Source organism: Pectobacterium hainanensis, from assembly GCF_046237015.1.
In the GTDB taxonomy this organism is placed as follows: Bacteria; Pseudomonadota; Gammaproteobacteria; order Enterobacterales; family Enterobacteriaceae; genus JBJYIN01.
Map to the genome: position 1 here is coordinate 42,025 of NZ_JBJYIN010000010.1, position 19,426 is coordinate 61,450.

Sequence of the window (19,426 nt, forward strand, 5' to 3'; positions counted from 1 at the left end):
CTTGAATGAGTTAGGGCATATATGATCATTGGCATCAGCATGATGACAGCGGCAAATAAAAATCGAAACGATGGCTTTTGGTTTCAAGCGTTGATTGCGCAGGAATGCCGGCCAGTGGCGGGGCGTAGTCTGGTCGTTTCACGACGACGCGTTTCTTTGCCAGCGTTCGTGCCGGCTCCAATAAGGCATCGGCATCTTCATCCGGGCCGACCAATGATTGAAATACCCGCATTTCTTTTTTGACTAATGCACTTTTTTGCCGGTGGGGAAACATTGGGTCGAGGTACACCACATCAGGTGCCGGAGTGATACTCCCCAGCGCCGTCAGGCTTGATGCGTGAAGTAGCGTGAGCCGGTCTTGTAACCAGGGGCCGATATCTTCATCCTGATAACCCCGTTTCAGTCCGTCATCCAGCAGCGCTGCAACAACCGGGTTGCGTTCTAACATGCGAACGCGGCAGCCTAACGCCGCCAAAACAAAGGCATCACGGCCTAATCCCGCTGTAGCATCAACCACATCTGGCAAATAATCCTTTTTGATCCCTACCGCTTTAGCGACGGCTTCACCGCGACCACCGCCGAAACGACGTCGGTGTGCCATTGGTCCCGTCACAAAGTCGACGTAGATAGCGCCAAGTTTGGGTTCATCCCGTTTGCGCAATTCCAACCGTTCTGGCGTCAACACCAGCGCCATGATAGCGGCTGGATCAGAAACCAGCCCCCAGCGTGCGGCTAACAAAGATAAGGCACCGTTATCGGTGCCTTGTTCTGCGATGAGGCAGATACTCATTGTTTAATGCCGTAATGTGCCAGCATCGCATCCAGTTTAGGTTCACGGCCACGGAAGCGTTTAAACAGCGCCATCGGCTCTTCGGAACCACCACGGGTAAGAATGTTGTCCAGGAAGGATTGACCGGTTTCGCGATTAAAAATGCCTTCTTCTTCGAAACGGGAATAGGCATCGGCCGCCAGCACGTCCGCCCATAGGTAGCTATAGTAGCCTGCGGCGTAACCGCCAGCGAAAATGTGGCTGAACGCATGAGGGAATCGACCCCAGCTTGGGCTTGGCACCACGGCGACCTGTGCTTTGATTTCAGCGAGCGTCGGCAGAATTTGTGCCCCTTTGGCAGGATCAAATTCGGCATGTAAACGGAAATCGAACAGACCGAACTCTAGCTGACGCAGGATAAACAGCGCTGCCTGATAGTTCTTTGCTGCCAGCATTTTATCAAGCAGCGCTTGTGGCAGGGGTTCGCCGGTTTCGTAATGACCGGAAATAAAGGCCAGTGCTTCAGGTTCCCAACACCAGTTCTCCATGAATTGGCTTGGCAGCTCAACGGCATCCCACGGTACGCCGTTGATACCCGCGACGCCTGCGGTATCAATCTGTGTCAGCATGTGATGCAAGCCATGGCCGAACTCATGGAACAGCGTGATGACTTCATCGTGCGTGAACAATGCTGGCTTGCCATTGACCGGGCCATTAAAGTTACAGGTGAGATAGGCGACAGGTTTTTGCTGCTCGCCGTTGCCTTTACGCAACTTACCAACGCAGTCATCCATCCAGGCTCCGCCACGCTTATGTTCACGGGCATAGAGATCGAGATAGAAGCTGCCACGCAGTTCGCCACTTTCATCAAACAAGTCGAAGAAGCGAACATCCTCATGCCAGACATCCACATCTTTACGCTCTTTGGCCGTAATACCATAGATGCGTTTTACGACTTCAAACAGACCTGCCACCGCCCGTTGTTCCGGGAAGTAAGGGCGTAGTTGCTCATCGCTGATGGCGTATTGATGCTGTTTTTGCTGTTCGCTGTAATAGGTGATATCCCACGGTTGTAGTTCATCCACGCCATAATTTGCTTTTGCAAAGGCACGCAGTTGAGCCAGTTCCTCTTCTGCTTGTGGACGGGCACGTTTTGCCAGATCGTTGAGAAAGTCGATGACCTGCTGTGGATTTTCTGCCATTTTCGTGGCGAGTGATTTATGAGCGTAGCTGTCAAAACCGAGTAATTGGGCCAGTTCGTGGCGCAGAGCCAGTTCTTCAGCCATGACCTCACTGTTGTCCCACTTACCGGCGTTTGGCCCCTGATCGGAGGCGCGGGTGCCGTAGGCGCGATACATCTCTTCACGTAGTGCCTGATTAGAACAATACGTCATGACGGGCAGATAGCTGGGGATATCCAGCGTCAGTAGCCAACCTTCCTGTTCTTTTGCCGTTGCTAATGCTTTGGCTGCGGCTAACGCGCTTTCCGGCATACCGTCGAGGTCGGCAATGTCTGTCACCAGCTTATTCCAGCCCATCGTGGCGTCCAGCACGTTATTACTGTATTGCGAGCCTAGCTCGGACAATCGGGCGGCGATTTCGCCATAACGCTTCTGTTTTTCGGGGGGCAGGCCGATGCCGGACAATTCAAAGTCACGGAGTGCGTTATCGATGGATTTTTTCTGCGCCACGCTCAGTGCGGCGTAATGGTTACTGTCTCTCAGGCTGCGATACGCCTGGTATAGACCGGCATGTTGACCAACCCAGGTGCTGTGTTCGGACAGCAAAGGCAGACATTGTTCATAGGCAGCACGTAATTCCGGGCTGTTTTTGACAGAATTCAGATGACTGATCGGCGAAAAAATACGGCTGAGGCGATCGTCACTATCAGCCAGTGGCTGGCAAAGATTCTCCCACGTGAAATCATCTGACTGTGCCACCACGCGTTCTACGGTTTGACGGCATTCCGCGAGCGCAGCTTTAACCGCCGGAACGATATCTTCAATTTTAATACTGGAAAATGGGGGCAGAGTGAATGATGTCAGTAATGGATTCGTCATAGCGCGGTCCTGATAGTAGTGTATGGTCTTGTTGGGCGCAGACCGACAAGATAAGGTGCCAATCGATACTAAGATGCGGTCATGCAGGGTGAAAATCAATGGGTGAGCACGCATTACCGTGCTTCATGTCTACGGCTAACTGCCTACACATTAAACGCCAAAATCAGTATTGGCGGTTCACCGATGTCTAATCGCCGCCAGTTAACGAATGCCACACATTCGAGCAATGCCTGATATTGCCGTGGGCAGGTTGCTTTAAATGCGGCGGCCTGTTCAACCGTGATACAGACTAATTCGCCAGGCTCAACCTGAATTTGGCTGAACTCTTCATCAAGATTCGTCATGCAGTCAATCCAGGCATCCATATTACGGCCAAAAAATGGCGGAAAACCAAATGCGTCGGCGAATACCTGATAAAAGGATGGCCAGTCAGTTATCTGGCTACCATCAATACTGATGGCGGTGATCATCGGCATATCTGTTCCTGTCTATTTGTGCAAAGCGATAAGGTTTTGTCGCTTGATTGAATTAGCGGCTATGTTTTTTGGCGGCAAGGTAACGTTCAATATTCTTTTGCACCTCTTTTAACGGTAATGTTCCGTACTCAGTGATAAAGGTATTGATAAACGTGACTGCACCCACTCGGTAATAGGAAATATGATGCTCGGCTAATAACTGGGCGATCGCCCATGCTTTTTTGTCTCGCTTGGCGGGAGGCTTAAACAGATATCCCATATCTGACGCTATCGCCTGGCATGTTGGACAGCAGACGGTTTGTTGTTGGCTACGAAAACGAACAAACGCAGTACGGCAGTGAAAACAAGCCCATTTACTGCGATATTGTAAATATTCCGGCTTTTCCTCTACGACTTGCAGAGGGACATTCCATTCCTTACGGATCATAAAAGGATTATTTCCCTTCCTTGTTACTTAAATCAATATTGTTACTTAAATCGATATATTGTTGTGAGGGCGTCAGGTACTCAGGTTTACTCAGCCAATATTGTTCGCCAATGATATGCAGCATGGCCCAGTGCCAGGCTTCGTCATGAAAGATTATGTCACGGTTGGGGTTATCTGGGGGCTGATAAGCATAAAAAGCAGCCGCTTTCGCGGTGGCGACATCAACGGGCATATCGGCATACGTCATCAAGCACCAACAGAACATATAACGCTCGTGTTTCAGTTGTTCCAGATATTCTTGTTCATCGCGTAGGTGCTGTTCATTTTTCATGATTTGGCAGGATGATGTCGCTTTTCGTCATAGTAAAAGGGTAACAGCGGGGCATCAAAATCGCCGTTATCAAATTTATCCTCAATATGTTCAGGAAACATACCGCGCATTTTTTTATATACGGCCGTGTTGAGTATATGAAAGCCTGCGTTATCTCTATTTGAGCCTAAAAATGCAACGACATCATCCAGTGTTTGATAATGATCTGGTTGATGAAAAAAACGCATGTATTCCTGCAACATGCCATATACATACAGCAAGTCTTTCAAATTCACTTCAACGCTTTCATCCGGATCAACCGTTTCAAGACCATAAGTGATAATGCTTTCAAGATTGTGGGTGTATTTTTCATCGTTCATCATCTGTTTTTCCTGATATTTGCTCACCCTCAACGTTGGGATGCAGATTTGATTGGCGCGATCCCTTCTTCCTCACATCGCGTCGCTGCTTCAGTGTTATTGCCATAATCAATATCGGTAACTGCATAGATAGGTTCTCCGATGTCCCTTGTGAGAACCATGACATAGAACACGTCGTCCCGTTGTATATATTGGCCTGCTTTGTTTTTTATACTAAAAAAACCGCAGATCGCATTCCCATTAGCAGAAACTCTGAGATTCGATATTGATGCCAGATCTGGCTCTATCAGCCTTTCTTTAAACGCGTTAAAGACGTTTTGTTCCTCTTTTACGGTGGCTGCTCGAATGGTTGTCTCATGAGTGAATGTGACGCTGGGGAGGAGTATCAGAAAAAGAGATAAAAGATTAACGAGCATATTGGTAGTTATCCTGCGGGTTGCGGTGGTAAGACACAGGCTCGCTCAACCTTTCCCCAGACGCTGGCTTCAGTCAGTTCCAGGGATGTTTCCAACAAACAATGTTTCCAACAAACAATGTTTCTAACAAACAGTGGTGTGAACAGATTGAAACGAGCTTATGATGCCAGCTAATGCGCCTTCGCAGAAGTATTGTATCGTATAAAACGCGTTATCGTCCTACATTGGCGTCGGCATCATAACCCGCGTAGAAAAACCGAATAATGTTCGGATTGCCATATTCGGTGAAAAATTCCGCTACCCTTTCTCTTTCCAGCCCATATTGACGTGACAGCAAGCCCGCCTCAAAAGCCGCTTTCGGGCGATCGCCCTGTGTTTCGGCCAGGCTGTGGGCATAGCCACAGATATACCCTCGCCGATAGTCGTAGCAATATGTTCTTATTTCGCTGGTGGATTTCGGGTTTCTGGCTTTTAGTCCAGCCATCACACCTTTTCCAAAGTGGTTCCCCATAATTAATGCTCCAAAAACAATCGTTATATAAAATATAATATAACGATTGTTTTTCACTCTCCATAGGGGATGAGAAATTATTGATAGGGAAAAGTACAATGTCCTCGCGGATCCGGCGTATGCATACTCAGGAAATCAAAAAATGCCTTTACCAGAAAGATTAAAGCCTGTCAGACCAGATGGCGGCAAAAAAGAAGCCCTGTTGGCACTTTTGGCGGAAATTACCACTCAAATTGATAAGGGTAAGCGAGAGGGGGATCCTGATTTACAGCGTCTGATTGCTGACTGGAATCATCAGGTCATCAGACCATGCCACTATGATGAATTCCGGGATTACCATTCGTATATCAGTGCGAGTGAATTTGTGAATACCGCCTTTAATCAGGAAAGATATGTTGACGATCTTCGGTACGAGGAATTATTAGCCATCATTGATTTTGTTTGCAAAGAGGAAGGCGAGCAATCGGAGTGTGATTATGCTCTTGACTTGCTAACCCTCAATTTTAACGCGAATCCTTCGAATCTTATCTATTGGCCAAACGAATGGTTTAACAACGAAGACATGCTCGATGTTGAACTGTCGAATGAAGAAATTGCAGCCTACCTGATGGAAAAATCAGGCCGACATCTGTGTGCGCCAACGATAGTTTTGAAGTATCCGATACCTAATGACTAATTTTTGACCGTGCTATATCCGCCATACTTCATACACAAAGGAGAAGCGTGGCGCATTTCGCTTTATACTACTGTGGTTTGTCCTCATGTTTTTACTGTTATACCCGTCATACTTCAAGTTGCATGTGCGTTGGCTGCGTTCAGTCACCCGAATCACTTACTCAAGTAAGCTCATCGGGATTCCTTCGCTTGCCGCCTTCCTGAAACTTGAATTATTTTGGGTATATGGTGATCGGTGGGGGGAGCGGTGGGGTAATAGATATTGATTTTGATTACTCACCAAAAAATAAAATCATTAAAATCAATAAGGTATAACCATAGTGCTAAGTTACCGTCACAGTTTCCACGCGGGCAATCATGCTGACGTGTTGAAACATACCGTTCAGAGTCTGATCATCTCCAGTCTGAAAGAGAAAGAAAAGCCATTCCTGTATTTGGATACCCATGCCGGGGCGGGGCGTTATCAGCTCAGCGGTGAGCATGCGGAACGGACGGGCGAATATCTTGATGGCATTGCAAAAGTCTGGTTGCGTGATGATATTCCAACCGAGCTCGACGCTTATATGCAGGCGGTCCGTACCTATAATCACAACGGGCAACTGCGTTATTACCCTGGCTCTCCGCTTATCGCCCGTCAACTTCTGCGTGAACAGGACAAGATTCACCTGACGGAACTGCACCCGAGCGATTTCCCACTGTTACGTAACGAATTCCAGAAGGATGCCCGTGCTAAAGTCGTGCGTGACGATGGTTATCAGCAGTTGAAATCGCAGTTACCGCCGCTCTCACGTCGGGGTTTTATACTGATTGATCCGCCTTACGAGCTAAAGACGGACTATCAGGCTGTAGTAAAAGGCATTCAGGAAGGGCATAAACGCTTTGCCACTGGCGTATTTTCGCTGTGGTATCCGGTCGTGTTACGCCAACAAATCAAGCGGTTACTGAAAGATCTGGAAGCGACCGGGATCCGCAATATTTTGCAGATTGAGTTGGCTGTGCTGCCAGATAGCGATCGGCATGGTATGACGGCGTCTGGCATGATCGTGATTAACCCGCCGTGGAAGCTGGCTGCACAAATGAACAATGTGTTGCCGTGGTTACATCAGGTGTTGGTGCCAGCCGGAACCGGGCATACGTTAGTGGAACAAATCGTACCTGAGTGACCTGGCGTGATTTGATTTTTCCTATTACAACCATAGGCATTAACTTTGTGGGTTATAGGGCACTGGCGTTACACTCTAGGCAAATCTTATTCACTTAAGCGTGGACTCTCTGATGACCAAACACTATGACTATCTTGCTATTGGCGGTGGCAGCGGCGGCATCGCTTCAATTAACCGTGCGGCGATGTATGGGCAAAAATGTGCGTTGATCGAAGCAAAACAACTGGGCGGCACTTGCGTTAACGTCGGCTGTGTGCCGAAGAAAGTGATGTGGCATGCGGCGCAGATTGCCGAAGCGATCCATCAGTATGGACCAGATTACGGGTTTGATACCACGGTGAACCAGTTTAACTGGGGCACGCTGGTGAAGAATCGTAGTGCCTACATCGATCGCATTCACCAGTCTTACGACAATGTATTGGGTAAGAATAAGGTTGATGTCATTCACGGTTTTGCCCGCTTTGTTGATGCGCACACGGTTGAAGTGAATGGTGAGAAAATTACGGCTGACCATATCCTGATTGCGACGGGTGGGCGTCCGGTGCACCCCGCTATCCCGGGAGCGGAATACGGTATTGATTCCGACGGCTTCTTTGAACTGGATGCATTGCCGAAGCGTACCGCTATTGTCGGTGCGGGCTATATTGCCGTGGAGATTGCGGGTGTACTGAACGGGCTGGGTTCTGAAACTCACCTGTTTGTGCGTAAACACGCGCCGCTGCGCAGTTTTGATCCGCTGATTGTCGATACGCTGGTGGAGGTGATGAACACCGAAGGGCCAACGCTGCATACCGAATCGATCCCGAAAGCGGTTGTGAAAAACGCAGATGGTAGCCTGACGTTGGAACTGGAAAACGGTCAGTCACAAACCGTCGATTGCCTGATTTGGGCGATTGGTCGTGAACCGGCGACGGATAACCTGAACCTGAGCGTCACTGGCGTGGAGTTGAACGGCAAAGGATTTATCAACGTCGATAAATTCCAGAACACCAGTGTGCCTGGCATTTATGCCGTGGGTGATAACACGGGGGCCGTTGAGTTAACGCCGGTTGCCGTCGCAGCGGGACGTCGTCTGTCTGAGCGTTTGTTTAACAACAAGCCGGACGAACATCTGGATTACAATAACATTCCGACCGTGGTGTTTAGTCACCCACCGATTGGCACCGTGGGTTTGACTGAACCGCAGGCGCGTGAACAGTATGGTGACGATCGGGTAAAAGTGTATAAATCTTCTTTCACCGCCATGTACACGGCGGTTACGCAACATCGCCAGCCGTGTCGTATGAAGCTGGTTTGCGTCGGCAAAGATGAAAAAATTGTGGGTATCCACGGTATCGGGTTTGGTATGGATGAAATGCTGCAAGGTTTTGCGGTCGCCGTGAAAATGGGCGCGACCAAAAAAGACTTTGATAATACAGTGGCGATTCATCCAACTGCATCGGAAGAGTTTGTGACGATGCGATAAAGGGTTTGTGGTTAAAGAAAAAAGTCAGGTGCTCCGGCATTCTGACTTTTTTGTTTTTTAGACCGTGCTGAAGAGAAGACGATCTTTCATTATGTCAATAACTGATAATGATTATCGTTATGAGAGTTATTGTATTTACAATTCTGACCTTTTTTGCAATATTCCCTATTGATGAATGAATTTTTATCCCACTTTTAAATTTTCCCCTTACAAAATATGCCGGTATACCTTTCACAGTTCAATGCCATTCAATCCAGTTGGTTGTGCCAACGGCCAGATATCGAGCATCTGTCAGGCGTAAACCGTTTCTTTTTTTATGTTCAGGAGTGATCCGCAATGCCCTCAGTTTATCGGTTGTTTAACTTACAACTAGAGAGTAAAACGCTGCTCTCGCCTTCACTGATTCGTTGCGTATTCACTGGACCGGATGTGCGCATGATGAAACAGGAAGCGCCGGATCAGCGTGTCAAGCTGCTGTTTGCCAGCGAAACGGGTGAATTAACGCCGATGGCGGTGAGCGATACCTGGTATCAGGACTATCTGGCGTTGCCACGTGAGCATCGTCCGACATTGCGTACTTATACCCTGCGTGCCGTTTCGCGCGAATTGCAGCAGGCAACCATTGATTTTGTACTGCACGGTGATACTGGTCCGGCTTCCCGCTGGGCTAGTCATGCCAAACCTGGCGATACATTGCAAATCGTGGCACCGAATATTGATGCTGAAGGTGATAACGGTGGCTATGAATGGGCACCGCATGATGGGGTCGAGCACGTTTTGCTGATCGCTGATGAAACCGCGCTGCCCGCCGCGATGGGGATCCTTGAAAATCTGATGGCGCAACCTTCACCGCCGTCGGTACAGGCGTTTTTTGAAGTACCGAAGGTCGGGGACTGTATCAGTGAAAGTCCTTTTCCTTTTGCGCAAATTCACTGGTTACCGCGCGAGGAAACCGGTAGTCAGGTTTGGGGAGAGCGCCTGTTGGCCGCCGTAAAACAGGACGTCAATATTCCCGCCAGTGCTTGTGTAAAGGATGGTGAAGAGATTAAGGATACGCCAGACGGTGAATTGTTGTGGGAGCGAGCAACGGGACATAGCCCTTTTTACGCTTGGGTGGCGGGAGAGTCTTCAGCGGTGAAACGTCTGCGCCGCTATTTGCTTGATGAACGCCAACTGGCGAAAGAGACCATTAATTTCATGGCCTACTGGTCGCATCGTTAATAGTCTGAATATCAGGGGGAAATCCCCCTGATGTTTAATCATTCACCCCTTGTTCCCCATCATTTCTGCAAACTGAGCTTCATCGGGCAATCCTACAACCTGCTGTAATTCATTGTTATCATTCATATAATAGATAGCAGGCGTGACGTTTGCACCGAGTTCATCCATGAGCGCCTGATTATTCTGGATTTTCTGCCAGATGTCGCGTGATGATGATTCAGAGAACGGGGGGACGGTTTTGCCATTTGATGATTCAAAGTCATACCATGCTTGTGCTGGATTTTTAGCCGCAAGGATCGCCGCCGCATAGCGGCTACTTTCCGGTTTTATCACGCCAACCAGCAGGGTTTGTAATTGCACTTTGCCGGATTTTACCCAAGGTTGTGCCTGGTTCCAAAATTGTCTGCAATAAGGGCAAAAAGGATCGGCAAAGACGATAATTTTTCGCGCAGCGTCTTGTGCACCTTCGGTAATATAGGGAGATTGTTGTAATTTCTCCCACATTTCTCTACCTGCCGGTATATAAATGTCCTGTTGAATACGGGCTTCGCTTAAATTATTTCCCTTTTCATCATACATATATCCCGAAATCGCATGCTTGCCATCAGGCATTAAATAAATGGTGACGCCCATACCTTGATAGCTTCCTAACCAGCCTTTTATTCCTCCGGGTGCGGTAAACGGTTTAATGATTTTAATACCCTGCTTTTCGATATTTTTGACAGCATCGGGGAGGTTGTCTTCTGCTAACGATGCGCCTGATAAGGTAAAGAGCAGGAGTGTAAAGAGCATTTTCTTTGTCATGACGTCAGGTCTCTGGGGAGTCAATGTCGGATATATCCGCTCAAATCACCAAGTATAACGGTGGCCTAATTTGCTTGCCAAAAGCCAGCCTCGAAATAAAGCCGTACGTCAATATTTTTCCCAGGGCACTCTTCTGGTCAATACTATCTGTCCTAGCATGAAGGCCGCATAATCCGGTGCCGTTTTCTGGCTTGTGATGCGGATATACCCTATCCTGATGCCGATTTTCGGGTAGGTTACAACCATGCTCGTAAACCCGCTTAAGATTAAGATGAAATCCAGCCCGTGCTGACATAAAACAGCATTGAGGCATCGATAAGCTGTCTTATACTAGCGAAACTCCTCTTGATGCCTGCTCATGCGGGCCTTGAATACGAGGAGATCGGATATTTTCAGCACCTGGTTGAGTAACATCGCAGCAATTTGCGTTTTTTAAACAAAATGCAGTAGCACAGGATTGACGGAGAAGGCGCTTGCGGCTCAGACGTTCATTAACGATTAAGCAGATGACTGCCGTGTCCGCCGTGGCACTGGTTACTATCAGTCTTTTTATCGTGATACAGCTTTTTCACTTCGTACATCAGCGTCGTGAAGATTATGCCAGGCAACTGGAGAGCATTGCTTACTCTGTTCGTCAGCCCCTGACCGAGGCCGTTCTACAAGGGGAAGTTCAGCGCACCGAGGATATTCTCAATAATTTGTTACCCGTTGGTTTTCTCAGCCGGGCCGAAGTGCTGTTACCTGGGGAATTTCAGACGTTGCACGCCAATTTCCCAACGGAGAGACCGGTACCGAGCTGGGTTGCTCGTGTATTCAAGCTCCCTATCCGTATCTCTGTTCCGCTCTATTCGCCACCGCAAACGCAGAATACGACGCCGTTGGCACATTTGGTGTTACAAGCCGATTCTTACCGGATGTTTCAGTTTATTGTCAGTACGTTTTCAACCATGTTGGCGACATACCTGCTATTGGCACTAATCTTGTCGATCGCCATCACCTGGTGTATTAACCGGCTGATGGTGCATCCTCTGCGATCCATTATTGCTGAGCTACAAGGCTTGCCAACGGATGCGATCCCTCATCATCAACTCACACTACCCGAGTGGCATCAGGACGATGAACTTGGCGTATTAGTTCGCAGTTATAATCGTAATCAGCAACTTCTGGAACAGTCTCTTATTCCGGCAGCAGTACAGTACGATTTACCGGGAGAGACCACGCTGTTACTCAAACTGCAACAATGCCTGTCTGAAGGTGTCCCATGCGGCCTGATGGTGATTGGTCTGACTCCGCCATTGGATGTTCAGGGGGAGTCGGATGTGGCGTCGTTACATACCTTAGTCAATCAATTGAAAACAGCGGTTGAAACGTCAGGCGAATCTGCTTGGTTAGCATGTTTGGATCACAATGAGTTTGCGATCCTGGGGAAATCGCTGCCAGTGGAACCGCTGCAACGCTGGGCGAATAGTCTTGCACTGCAATTTAATACGCCATTCTCCCAAACGGATCGAACACCATTAACGGCTTGTATTGGCATTGTTCCCCTTATCACACCGTTGCAGGACGCTAAAAAAGAGGTCGACCTTTTTCTGGTTCAGGCTCGCTACGCCATGCAAGTTGCCCGTCATGAAGGGAAAAATGGCGTTCATATCTTCGAGATGTAAATTGAATGTGCTAATTCACTGATAACCTTGTTTTTATTATGGGATTAACCTTGTTCCGCGCTGTAAGCCTTGTTATTGCTGGCTTCATCGTTTTTTTTGGTGAGGTGGTATTCGATACAACTGCGCCTATTGTTACAAATGAATTGCATGTCTGTTTCTAATTAACATTGGCTGAAGCGATTCACTTCTTATTTTTAACCTAACGTTCACAAACTAAAGTTATAAAACATTTCCAGCTTGTTATTGCGATGTTACTTTCCGGCGCAATCACAAGTGGCATTACCGTACCCTATGCTTCTTGTGTTTCCCCTCCATAGGACGCATATATGAAATTATCTATTGTTAAAAGTCTTTATTTTCAGGTGCTTGTTGCCATTACGGTCGGGATACTACTGGGCCATTTCTATCCAGAACTTGGCGCCCAGATGAAACCGCTCGGCGATGGGTTTGTTAAATTAATTAAAATGATTATCGCTCCGGTTATCTTCTGTACGGTGGTAACCGGTATTGCCGGCATGGAAAGCATGAAGTCAGTTGGGCGCACTGGTGCAGTTGCGCTGCTGTACTTTGAGATTGTGAGTACGATTGCCTTAATCATCGGCTTGATCGTGGTTAACGTCGTGAAGCCCGGTGCGGGCATGAATATTGACCCCAGTTCGCTGGATGCTTCCGCCGTTGCGGTTTATACCCAGCAGGCTTCCCAGCAAGGGCTGATTCCGTTCCTGATGGATGTGATCCCGTCAAGTGTGATCGGCGCTTTTGCCAGTGGCAATATTCTGCAAGTGTTGTTATTTGCTGTGATGTTTGGCTTTGCGTTGCATCGCCTGGGCAGTAAAGGAAAAATGATTTTTGATGTGATCGAAAGCTTCTCCAAAGTGATATTCGGTATCATCAATATGATCATGAAGCTGGCTCCGCTGGGGGCATTCGGTGCCATGGCGTTCACCATCGGTAAGTATGGCGTCGGTACGTTGGTACAATTGGGCCAATTGATCATTTGTTTCTACATTACCTGTCTGCTGTTTGTTTTTCTGGTGCTGGGCAGTATCGCGAAAGCAACCGGGTTCAGTATTTTCAAGTTCATTCGTTATATCAGAGAAGAACTGTTGATTGTGCTGGGGACCTCGTCTTCCGAGTCGGTATTGCCACGTATGCTGGAAAAAATGGAGAAGGTTGGGTGTAAAAAGTCTGTCGTCGGGCTGGTTATTCCCACCGGTTATTCGTTTAACCTTGATGGAACCTCGATCTACCTGACCATGGCGGCCGTATTTATCGCACAGGCCACCAATAGTCATATGGATATTTGGCATCAAATCACACTGCTGGTGGTACTACTGCTTTCTTCCAAAGGGGCGGCTGGCGTGACAGGAAGCGGGTTTATTGTACTGGCCGCAACCTTGTCAGCGGTTGGTCATCTGCCGGTAGCGGGTCTGGCGTTAATCTTGGGTATTGACCGTTTCATGTCAGAAGCCCGTGCGTTAACGAACCTGATTGGTAACGGTGTGGCGACGATCGTTGTTGCAAAATACTGTCGTGAGCTGGATGAGAAACAGCTGGATGCTGAGCTTTCTGGTAATAATAAGAACAACAACACGACGGCACCGACTGCATTGTCCTGATCGTGATGGTGTAATGTTCTGACGAGATCCCTGTGGCGGGTTTGCGCCGCAGGGATTTTTTTATGGCGCTGTTCAGCCCGTCACCCTACGAGCTGCTGCAATCAACGTTGCAAAATGCTCCCCCGCGTTTTGCGTTGATGCTCAATTACCTTTGTTTCCCTGCCTGAATTTGCGTAAACAGATTGTTAAATCTAAATGTTTTCCCTTTTTTCAACGTTTATTTCATCTCTTTGGGTGACATAGATAAAAGCGCGCGGTCTAAGGGAATGGTACACTTCTCGCCTTCTGATTTTCCGTGATACGGACACGAGAGTGCTTGGTGGCAAACGCAAGGCCACTATTATTATCAACAATTAACCACATTATGTTGGATAGTTATTTAAGTAGGGGTTCACATGCAGGGCACCAAAATTAGCCTTTTAGTTGGTGGAATGTTGTTGGCAGTTGTCGGCAGCAACGTGCAGGCTGAAGCACTACAACCTGATCCTGCCTGGCAGCAGGGTAAATTAGACAATGGTTTTACCTGGCAACTACTGGCTACGCCACAGCGTCCCGGCGATAGAGTGGAACTTCGCCTCGTGGTGAATACCGGATCATTGGTCGAAAATGCTCAGCAGATCGGGTTTGCACATTTTCTTCCTCGTCTGGCACTTGCTCCCGGCGAAACACTGTCGGCGGCGCAGTCACCATCCATGTGGATACAAGACAATAATGGTACGCGTCCTTTGCCGCCAGTGGTTACTTCCTATGATTTCACTTCTTATAATCTGAGTTTGCCGAACAACCGACCGGAATTACTGAAAGAGGCGCTGGGTTGGCTGGCGGAAACCGCAGGCCAGATAACCATCAATGATAAAAGTATCCAAACCGCGCTGAGTATTCCTGACCCGGTGACGACATTCCCGCTAAATCCGCAGGATCCGGGATGGCGCTATCGTCTTAAAGGGTCGGCATTATTAGCGCACGATCCTGCTCAGGACGTTAAGCTGCCGTTAAGCAGCGAACCGTTGCAGCAATTCTATAAAGCCTGGTACACGCCTGACGCGATGACGCTTTATATCGTTGGTCATGTCGATAACCGTGGCATCGTTGACCAGATCAATAAGGCGTTTTCTACCCTGCAAGGTAAACGAGACGTTCCTGCTCCCATGCCGACGTTGAGCCCGTTTCCTCCACAGGCGATTAGCCTAATGAATAAAGACGTGCAGCAGGATACGCTGTCTCTGGTGTGGGACACGCCTTGGCATCCCATTCGTGAATCACAGGCATTAGCACGTTATTGGCAGAGTGATTTAGCACGGGAAGCGCTGTTCTGGCATTTAAAACAGGCGTTGGCGAAGCGTGCGCAGAGCGATAACAATCTGCGTTTTGACTGCAATGTGTTTTACAGCCGTGCACAGTGTGCTATCCATCTGGAAGTGCCAAATAGTGATAGTGTGGCACCAAACCTGATCTCTCTGGCTCAGGAGTTGGCAGCACTGAGAGACAATGGGTTGACGCAGCAGGCGTTCGATGAGCTTGTGGCTCGTAAGACGGATGAGCTGAGTAAACTCTTTGCCACTTATGCTCGTACTGGCACGGATATCCTCATGTCCCAGCGTCTCCGCTCGCAGCAAAATGGTGTCGTGGATATTTCCCCCGAACAGTATCAGACATTACGGCAGGCATATTTGTCGGCGCTGACGCTTGATATGTTGAATCAAGAGCTTCATCAGCAACTCTCGCAGGAAGCAACGTTGATGTTGGTGCAACAACAGGGAGAGCCGGAAGCAAATATGAAAGACCTTCAGGCTGTCTACGATCGTATCATGATGCCGAAGGCAGATACGGCTTCACAGCCGGTCAGCGAAACGCCACCGTTGAAAAGTGATACATCTGAACCAGCCGCACAGTAAGCCAAAACAAAAGGCCGCGTATGCGGCCTTGATGACAACAACGCACTACCTAAAGAAAAGATTCCCGCTTACGCGGGAATGGACAAATCTCTTTTTACCTGTAGCTGTATTAATCTGGCATCGCATCCTGTGGGATGATCGCCCCGCGATACTGGATAACCGTACTGGCAGTCAGGTGACCGCGTTGCGCCGCTTGCTGTGTGCTTCCACCGTTCAATCGAACAGCCAAATAGCCTGCGCTGAAAGAATCACCAGCTGCCGTAGTATCAACCACTTTTTCTTTCGGCAATTTCACGGCTGGCACATCAATCAGTGCTTGTCCACGTTCGGAGATCAGGCAAGAGTCTGCGCCGCGTTTGATCACGATTTCTGATACGCCAAAGCCGTGGGTGCGTGCTAAAACGCTTTCAACCGGTTGTTCGCCCCATAGCATATCTTCATCGTCCAATGTCAGGAACGCGATATCCGTACAGGATAGGATGTCAGAATAGGCCTGCTGGGTTTCCTCTTTGCTTTGCCATAGACGCGGTCGGTAGTTGTTATCAAAGATAACTTTACCGCCGTTGGCCTGGCAGGTGCGCAATAAGGATAACAGGCGTTGGCGGCTGTCTGGATTAAGAATGGCCAGACTAATCCCACTGAGATAAATGTAGTCGAAATGGGCCAGATTCTGACAGACGTTTTCCGCTTCAGGGCTATCCAGCCAATAACGGGCGGCTGCGTCATTACGCCAGTAGTAGAACGTACGTTCGCCGGTATCATCGGTTTCGATAAAATATAAGCCGGGCAGCTTGTTATCCAGACGCTGGATCAGGTCGGTTTTTACCCCTTCTTCCTGCCATGCGCGGATCATTTCTGCGCTGAAGCTATCGGTTCCGAGCGCGGTAACGTAGTGAACGCCAAGCGCGTCAGGATTGACCTGACGTGCAATATAGACTGCGGTATTTAGTGTATCGCCGCCAAATCCACGGTTAAGGTCCGTGCCTTTTTGCGACAGTTCGATCATGCATTCGCCAATTACGGCAATGTTATTAGTTGTCATCACAGTTGACCTGTTTGAAAAAAGAAGTCGTTATGCCCTTCATCTCGCAAGTTACAGCGGTGTTGGCTACGTTTAAAATTAGCGTCAGTCTCAACATAACGAGAGACTGAGTCAATAGTCTTGAAACGATGTTTTATTTTTTCATGACACAGATCGGAAAATCAGGGGCTTCGTTTGTGTACATGTGACTTCTTTTCGTGAAGTTTCACCATTCGAGGTGAACGTCCATGCGTTAGATGTCTTTTTGTGTCGTCTCTTTCTGTGCATTCCGATCCGAAGAGGTATCACCTTTATAATTTGCGGTGGCAATCCAGGCGGCACAAAAGAGTGTTAGCCGGGCAAAAAAATAGAAGAAAGCCATCAAACCGATTACGGAGCCAAATGCCGCTCCGGAAGGCGAGCTGGCAAGCTTGGGAAGCGCGACGGTCATGGCAAACTTAATGGCTTCGAAACCGATAGCGGCGAGCAGTGTTCCCCGGAATAGGGCTTTACGTTTGGGCTTATGGCGTGGCAGTACGAAGAAGATCCATAGAAAGAGTAAATAGTTGGCGAAAATTGAAATCGACAAGGCAATGAGCGTTAAGGCAGGACGCAGCCATTCAATATTTTCCAGCCCCAATGCATGCACGATCATATTCTGCGCCGTGCCTGCCACGGAGGTCAGAAACAGCGTGATAATGAGTGCGACCATCAGGCCGGTGAGGGATAAAAAATCACGGGTGTACTGGAAATAAATCCTCTCTTCATCCTGAGGATTACGTTCCCAAACATCGCGCGATTGTGCGCGGATCGCCTCTCGTAGGTTCCCCATCCAGCTAACGCCGGAATATAAGGCAATCAATAATCCTGTTAATCCGACGGTTGTTCGCTGCTGAATAGCCGTGTTGACCGTATTTTTTAGCGTGTTGGCAAGGTTAGGATCGCTGATACTGCTGACGATTTTGTTAATCAGTTCCGTCAGCAGGTCTGGATTGGAGGCCAGTACGAAACCGACGGCGGCAAAAGAGACCATGAGAATTGGGATCAACGATAAAAATGAAAAATAGGTAATCGCTGCGCCAAACTGATTGCCCATGCGGTCATTAAAACGTTCGCCTGCACGGATCATGTGCGCCACGCTGGGAATTGCCTGAATGCGCTGTGCCAAGCGTTTGGTTCGGGTCAGTACCGAGCGCTGTTTTTTTGTGGTCGAGTCTTCCTGGTGGTCACCCGGTGACGAATGGCGATCCGATTCTGCCGGTTCAAACATGACGCTTCTCCTACGGTCAGATTTGGATGATAGGAAACCAATCTGATTATAACCAACAATATGAGAATGTTATGTTTTTGTGGTCTGTTGTTTTGCCGTACTCATTAACAGTGAAATAGGAGGATCCAATCAATGATTGATAGCAGCGTCATACTGGCGATTTTCAGGGGAAATATCGACATACCATCAGAGTCGTTGAGCCAGTGTCTGATTCCGCTGTTATGATGTGGCTCAGGCAGACAGGGTTGTCACAGCATGGCGGTAGCATGTTCGCGGGAAAACATGGCATCAAAGTGGAAATAACGGGATTTGGGTTGGTTTCAATAGGCTATATTAATAGCTGTCAGGAAGATGAAAACGATGGATATCCAAGAGGCTTATGATAAATTAAATACGTGGATCTTACAGAGTAATGGATTACCTATCGATGTCGGCTTAAGTGAACAGTTTTCTTTTTCTAGAAATGCTTTTTTACATGAAAGCGAATTATCTCGTTTTGAAAAAGAGAATGAGATATTGCTACCTCGTGACTATAAGGACTTCTTAATTTCAGTTGGTTCTGTTGATATTTTTATTGGCGAGGTTAGTTCTGGTATTGAGATATTATCGCCCTATGATGTAGGTGAGTTTTCAAAGTCTGTTTTTGATAATTATGGTGATGATTTATTTCCTGAGTTGTTTTTAACTACATCTATATCAAAATTAGGGTATTTCGGCGGTTTTTTATTAAGTAGTGATATTAACATGAATTATGGCCTGTTTTATCCGGAAACTCCACCAGAGTGGTGGATAGAAGAGTGTGATTTTATCTCATTTAATGAATGGATTATTAAGTTAGTTGAGTTTAGATCAAAGAAAATATAGATGGAAAATGATTGCAACAGTTTTTATGGAGGCATATGTATAAATGAAAGATATGATTTGTCAGAATTGTTACTCTAGGTATGCGCCCGAGGATGTTCGGTGTTCTGATTGTGGCGCATCACAAGGAAAAAAAGATGACGGATTTATTCTTTTTACCGAGAGTGTTCGCGATGAGATATCTCGATTTGGGGGTATTATGCACGATATTATTCCGATTTCCTTTGAAAGATATATCATTCCATGTGAATGGGGTGTGATATTTTTTGATAATAAAAATCGGACTTCATGGAGCTATCTTTGTGGCATTGTTGTTGCCGTTGTTGTGCATGACTATGTGGAAGTTTCTTATGGGAAAAATAAAGATACGCTTTCTATCGACAAGGGTGAATTAATTAAACGAGAGAAATTAGCGTAAA

20 protein-coding genes are annotated in these 19,426 nt (G+C 47.7%); 9 read left to right on the forward strand and 11 right to left on the reverse strand.

The window, feature by feature from the left end:
• Nucleotides 1–34 precede the first annotated feature (34 nt).
• The 8 genes from rsmJ to ACKPVM_RS11835 form a co-directional block, all read right to left on the reverse strand.
• Nucleotides 35–790 carry a 16S rRNA (guanine(1516)-N(2))-methyltransferase RsmJ gene (rsmJ, locus tag ACKPVM_RS11800; RefSeq protein WP_409309242.1) on the reverse strand — a complete coding sequence of 252 codons (756 nt, stop codon included), beginning with the start codon at nucleotides 788–790 and terminating at the stop codon, nucleotides 35–37.
• Nucleotides 787–2,829 (reverse strand): oligopeptidase A, encoded by a 2,043-nt coding sequence (gene prlC, locus ACKPVM_RS11805; RefSeq protein WP_409309243.1) that lies wholly within the window; start codon nucleotides 2,827–2,829, stop codon nucleotides 787–789. Before prlC ends, rsmJ begins: the two co-directional genes overlap by 4 nt.
• A 143-nt stretch (nucleotides 2,830–2,972) precedes the next feature.
• Nucleotides 2,973–3,305 (reverse strand): barstar family protein, encoded by a 333-nt coding sequence (locus ACKPVM_RS11810; protein ID WP_409309244.1) that lies wholly within the window; start codon nucleotides 3,303–3,305, stop codon nucleotides 2,973–2,975.
• Nucleotides 3,306–3,357: 52 nt separating this feature from the next.
• Nucleotides 3,358–3,732 (reverse strand): hypothetical protein, encoded by a 375-nt coding sequence (locus tag ACKPVM_RS11815; RefSeq protein WP_409309245.1) that lies wholly within the window; start codon nucleotides 3,730–3,732, stop codon nucleotides 3,358–3,360.
• 7 nt (nucleotides 3,733–3,739) lie between these two features.
• On the reverse strand, nucleotides 3,740–4,063 hold the full coding sequence (locus ACKPVM_RS11820; protein WP_409309246.1) for a hypothetical protein: 324 nt from the start codon (nucleotides 4,061–4,063) through the stop codon (nucleotides 3,740–3,742).
• Nucleotides 4,060–4,425, reverse strand: a complete 366-nt coding sequence (locus ACKPVM_RS11825) for a hypothetical protein (protein ID WP_409309247.1) — start codon at nucleotides 4,423–4,425, stop codon at nucleotides 4,060–4,062. Before ACKPVM_RS11825 ends, ACKPVM_RS11820 begins: the two co-directional genes overlap by 4 nt.
• A 26-nt stretch (nucleotides 4,426–4,451) precedes the next feature.
• Nucleotides 4,452–4,838, reverse strand: coding sequence for a hypothetical protein (locus tag ACKPVM_RS11830; protein WP_409309248.1), 387 nt, complete (start codon nucleotides 4,836–4,838; stop codon nucleotides 4,452–4,454).
• A gap of 211 nt (nucleotides 4,839–5,049) precedes the next feature.
• Nucleotides 5,050–5,349 carry a DUF2623 family protein gene (locus ACKPVM_RS11835; RefSeq protein WP_409309249.1) on the reverse strand — a complete coding sequence of 100 codons (300 nt, stop codon included), beginning with the start codon at nucleotides 5,347–5,349 and terminating at the stop codon, nucleotides 5,050–5,052.
• A 142-nt stretch (nucleotides 5,350–5,491) separates the two neighbouring features.
• Between ACKPVM_RS11835 and ACKPVM_RS11840 the strand changes: the two genes are divergently transcribed.
• The 4 genes from ACKPVM_RS11840 (at nucleotide 5,492) to ACKPVM_RS11855 (ending at nucleotide 9,873) form a co-directional block, all read left to right on the forward strand.
• A complete protein-coding gene (locus tag ACKPVM_RS11840) occupies nucleotides 5,492–6,025 on the forward strand; it encodes a hypothetical protein (protein WP_409309250.1) in 534 nt (177 codons plus the stop codon).
• A 319-nt stretch (nucleotides 6,026–6,344) separates the two neighbouring features.
• Complete coding sequence (locus tag ACKPVM_RS11845) at nucleotides 6,345–7,187, forward strand: 23S rRNA (adenine(2030)-N(6))-methyltransferase RlmJ (protein ID WP_409309251.1); 843 nt, start codon at nucleotides 6,345–6,347, stop codon at nucleotides 7,185–7,187.
• 112 nt (nucleotides 7,188–7,299) lie between these two features.
• Complete coding sequence (gene gorA / locus ACKPVM_RS11850; RefSeq protein WP_409309252.1) at nucleotides 7,300–8,652, forward strand: glutathione-disulfide reductase; 1,353 nt, start codon at nucleotides 7,300–7,302, stop codon at nucleotides 8,650–8,652.
• A gap of 336 nt (nucleotides 8,653–8,988) precedes the next feature.
• Nucleotides 8,989–9,873 (forward strand): siderophore-interacting protein, encoded by an 885-nt coding sequence (locus tag ACKPVM_RS11855; RefSeq protein WP_409309253.1) that lies wholly within the window; start codon nucleotides 8,989–8,991, stop codon nucleotides 9,871–9,873.
• 42 nt (nucleotides 9,874–9,915) lie between these two features.
• Here the strand turns inward: ACKPVM_RS11855 and dsbG are convergent, their stop codons facing one another.
• Entirely contained in the window at nucleotides 9,916–10,665 is a 750-nt protein-coding gene (gene dsbG / locus ACKPVM_RS11860; RefSeq protein WP_409309347.1) for a thiol:disulfide interchange protein DsbG, read from the reverse strand.
• Between the two features lie 518 nt (nucleotides 10,666–11,183).
• Between dsbG and ACKPVM_RS11865 the strand changes: the two genes are divergently transcribed.
• The 3 genes from ACKPVM_RS11865 to ACKPVM_RS11875 all read left to right on the forward strand — a co-directional run bounded on the left by ACKPVM_RS11865 (nucleotide 11,184) and on the right by ACKPVM_RS11875 (nucleotide 15,855).
• A complete protein-coding gene (locus ACKPVM_RS11865) occupies nucleotides 11,184–12,341 on the forward strand; it encodes an adenylate/guanylate cyclase domain-containing protein (protein ID WP_409309254.1) in 1,158 nt (385 codons plus the stop codon).
• Between the two features lie 326 nt (nucleotides 12,342–12,667).
• A complete protein-coding gene (locus ACKPVM_RS11870) occupies nucleotides 12,668–13,960 on the forward strand; it encodes a dicarboxylate/amino acid:cation symporter (RefSeq protein WP_409309255.1) in 1,293 nt (430 codons plus the stop codon).
• 395 nt (nucleotides 13,961–14,355) lie between these two features.
• Nucleotides 14,356–15,855: a M16 family metallopeptidase gene (locus ACKPVM_RS11875; RefSeq protein WP_409309256.1), complete on the forward strand. Its 1,500-nt coding sequence runs from the start codon at nucleotides 14,356–14,358 to the stop codon at nucleotides 15,853–15,855.
• Nucleotides 15,856–15,964: 109 nt separating this feature from the next.
• Here the strand turns inward: ACKPVM_RS11875 and kdgK are convergent, their stop codons facing one another.
• Together kdgK and yhjD are read right to left on the reverse strand one after the other, a co-directional pair.
• Nucleotides 15,965–16,897 (reverse strand): 2-dehydro-3-deoxygluconokinase, encoded by a 933-nt coding sequence (gene kdgK / locus ACKPVM_RS11880; RefSeq protein WP_409309257.1) that lies wholly within the window; start codon nucleotides 16,895–16,897, stop codon nucleotides 15,965–15,967.
• 232 nt (nucleotides 16,898–17,129) lie between these two features.
• Nucleotides 17,130–18,146 carry an inner membrane protein YhjD gene (gene yhjD / locus ACKPVM_RS11885; RefSeq protein ID WP_409309258.1) on the reverse strand — a complete coding sequence of 339 codons (1,017 nt, stop codon included), beginning with the start codon at nucleotides 18,144–18,146 and terminating at the stop codon, nucleotides 17,130–17,132.
• Nucleotides 18,147–18,506: 360 nt separating this feature from the next.
• Between yhjD and ACKPVM_RS11890 the strand changes: the two genes are divergently transcribed.
• Nucleotides 18,507–19,010 carry an SMI1/KNR4 family protein gene (locus ACKPVM_RS11890; protein ID WP_409309259.1) on the forward strand — a complete coding sequence of 168 codons (504 nt, stop codon included), beginning with the start codon at nucleotides 18,507–18,509 and terminating at the stop codon, nucleotides 19,008–19,010.
• A 43-nt stretch (nucleotides 19,011–19,053) separates the two neighbouring features.
• Nucleotides 19,054–19,425 carry a hypothetical protein gene (locus ACKPVM_RS11895; protein WP_409309260.1) on the forward strand — a complete coding sequence of 124 codons (372 nt, stop codon included), beginning with the start codon at nucleotides 19,054–19,056 and terminating at the stop codon, nucleotides 19,423–19,425.
• Nucleotide 19,426 lies beyond the last annotated feature (1 nt).